Source organism: Bradyrhizobium sp. (assembly GCF_016462955.1).
Lineage (GTDB): Bacteria > Pseudomonadota > Alphaproteobacteria > Rhizobiales > Xanthobacteraceae > Bradyrhizobium.
In genome coordinates, this window is the sequence record NZ_JAEMSD010000735.1 from 1 (window position 1) to 2,587 (window position 2,587).

Genomic DNA, 2,587 nt, shown 5'->3' on the forward strand with positions numbered 1-2,587 from the left:
GGCCAGCCGGCGTTCGGGGAGCGATGCCGCCGCGCATCGCGCGTCATGCACGCCAGCGCGTCCGATCGTCGCGGCGCCAGCATCACGAACAGAAATCCGGTCAGGCGTGCCGGAATGAAATTGGCGACATCGTCGATGCGTGCCGCGGCCCAGCCGAAGGCCTCATGCCGTTCGCTGCGATGGCCGATCATGGAGTCCAGCGTGTTGATGGCCTTGTAGCCGACGATCCCCGGCAGGCCGAACAGCGCGCCCCAGAACACGGGGGCCACGATTGCGTCGGATGCGTTTTCCGCGAGGCTCTCGATCGCCGCGCGCGCGATGCCGGCTTCGTCGAGCGCCGCGGGATCACGGCCGACGATGCGCGAGACCGCTTCGCGCGCCGCAGCGATGTCGCCGGCCTGCAAGGGCGTGGCGACGGCGGCGACATGATCATGCAGCGAGCGCAGCGCGACCAGCGGCCAGGCCAGGATACCGACCAGCGCCATCTGCAACCATCCCGGTGGCAGCGCCGATTGAACGATCCAGCCGAGCGCCACGGAGAGCGCGATCACCGCGACCGCACCGGCGACGCCGGCAGCCCGGCGCAAGGCCGGCGGATCGGATGCGCGATTCCAGGCGGCATCGAGGGCGCCGATCAGCCACCCGACCCATGTGACGGGATGGCCGACCCGCGCGAACAGCCACGACGGCCAGCCCAGAAGCGCATCCACCGCCATCGCCACCACCATCGCACCCGCAAAGCTCACGTCCTGCCTCCTGTCCGCCCCTGTTGCGGAAAGCGAAGCCGGAGCGCAAGCCCCTCTCCGGCTGATTTCACCTTTGTCTTTGGCTCCGTTTGGTGATTAGTCAGGCCCTCGAGGAGACCTTCATGGCCGTCATCTTGATCACGGGCGGAGCACGATCGGGCAAGAGCACGCGCGCGGAAAAGCGTGCGCGGGCCTTTCCCGGCCGTCCTGTCTATATCGCGACGGCCGAGGCGCTCGACGGCGAAATGGCGGAACGCATTGCCAAGCATCGCGCTCGCCGCGGAACGGACTGGGTCGAACGCGAGGTTCCACTCGATCTGGTTCAGGTGCTAATCGCAACCGATGGCGGCGGCGCACGGCTGGTGGACTGTTTGACGCTCTGGCTCTCCAACCTGATGCACGCCGGGCGCGACTGGGAGCGCGAGGTGAACGCGCTTGCCGCCGCCCTGATCAAGCTCGAGAGCCCCGTCGTCCTCGTCACCAACGAGGTCGGGCTCGGCATCGTGCCCGACAATGCGCTGGCGCGCAGCTTTCGCGATGCCGCGGGGATCATGAACCAAACCATTGCGGCCGCTGCGGACGAGGTCGAGTTCGTCGTCGCCGGCCTGCCGATGAAATTGAAATGACGCCGCGCGCCGAGCGTCTCAAGGATATCGTCGCAGATATCCGGATGGCGGTCTCCTTCGTGACGATCGTTCCCGTGGCTTCGCAGAAGCCCGCAGACGACGGCGCGATCGCGCGCGCGACCTGGGCGCTGCCCGTTGCCGGGCTGCTGGTCGGACTTGCGGGCGCCCTGGCCTACACCATCGCCAGCCGGTTCGGACTGACGCCGAGCCTGGCCGCCCTGCTCGCGCTGGCCGCGACTGCGCTCGTCACCGGCGCGCTGCACGAGGACGGGCTGGCCGATACCGCCGACGGGCTCGGCGGCGGTCGCACGCGCGAACGCAAACTCGAGATCATGCGCGACAGCCGGATCGGGACTTATGGGACTTGCGCGCTCATCCTGTCGTTCGGCCTGCGCTGGAGCGCGCTCGCAACGATCGCCGATCCCTGGGCGGTGATGCTCGCGCTGTGCGCCGCGCATGCTGCGGCCCGCGCGGGTGTGCCGGCTTTCATGTCACTGGTCCCGCCGGCGCGGACCGATGGTCTGTCGGCCGGCGCAGGATCGCCACCCGGCCGCAGCGTCGCCATCGCTTGCGTGATTGGAACGCTCGTGGTTGCCCTGGCGTTGGGGCCGGCCAAGACGTTCGTCGGGCTGATCCTGGTATCGCTCGGCGGACTGCTGCTGGCGCGGCTCGCCGTCCGACAGATCGGCGGACAGACCGGCGATATTCTCGGCGCCTTCGAGCAAGCAGGCGAGATCCTGATCCTGCTGGTCGCCGCCTCCTACCAGATGGTGCGATGACGTCATGGTCGAGTTCGACGACAACTTTCGCCGGCATCTGCGCGAGCTGTTCGTGTGGCGCCGAGACGTGCGCCGCTTTCGAACTGACTCATTGCCTGACGGCGCCATCGAACGCCTGATCGAGACTGCCTGTCTTTCTCCGTCAGTCGGCCTCAGCCAGCCCTGGCGCTTCGTGATCGTCGATGATGCCGCGACGCGCCGCGCCGTGATCGAGGATTTCAGGACGTGCAATGCCGACGCGCTGAGCCGCTATTCCGGCGACCGCGCCGCACGCTATGCCACCTTGAAACTGTCCGGCCTCGAACAGGCGCCCGCCCATCTCGCGGTGTTCGCCGACAAGGCCAGCGACATCCATCTCGAGCCCTTCGAGGACGAGTTCAAGATGCGCTACCGCATCGACGGTCGCCTCCGCGAAGTCCCGGTTCCCGAAAACATC

General features: G+C 67.9%; 4 protein-coding genes. 3 read left to right on the forward strand and 1 reads right to left on the reverse strand.

Annotated elements, in window-relative coordinates; translation table 11 throughout:
- The coding region (gene cbiB / locus JHD07_RS37580) for an adenosylcobinamide-phosphate synthase CbiB (protein ID WP_291631378.1) at positions 1-746 on the reverse strand (746 nt) is incomplete at its 3' end.
- Between the two features lie 122 nt (positions 747-868).
- Here cbiB and cobU point away from each other — a divergent pair.
- The 3 genes from cobU to JHD07_RS37595 all read left to right on the forward strand — a co-directional run.
- On the forward strand, positions 869-1,372 hold the full coding sequence (gene cobU / locus JHD07_RS37585) for a bifunctional adenosylcobinamide kinase/adenosylcobinamide-phosphate guanylyltransferase (protein WP_291631380.1): 504 nt from the start codon (positions 869-871) through the stop codon (positions 1,370-1,372).
- Positions 1,369-2,151 carry an adenosylcobinamide-GDP ribazoletransferase gene (gene cobS, locus JHD07_RS37590; RefSeq protein ID WP_291631382.1) on the forward strand — a complete coding sequence of 261 codons (783 nt, stop codon included), beginning with the start codon at positions 1,369-1,371 and terminating at the stop codon, positions 2,149-2,151. The genes cobU and cobS overlap by 4 nt, the downstream gene beginning before the upstream one ends.
- Before the next feature lie 4 nt (positions 2,152-2,155).
- On the forward strand, positions 2,156-2,587 hold a 432-nt coding region (locus tag JHD07_RS37595), incomplete at its 3' end, for a nitroreductase family protein (RefSeq protein WP_291631384.1).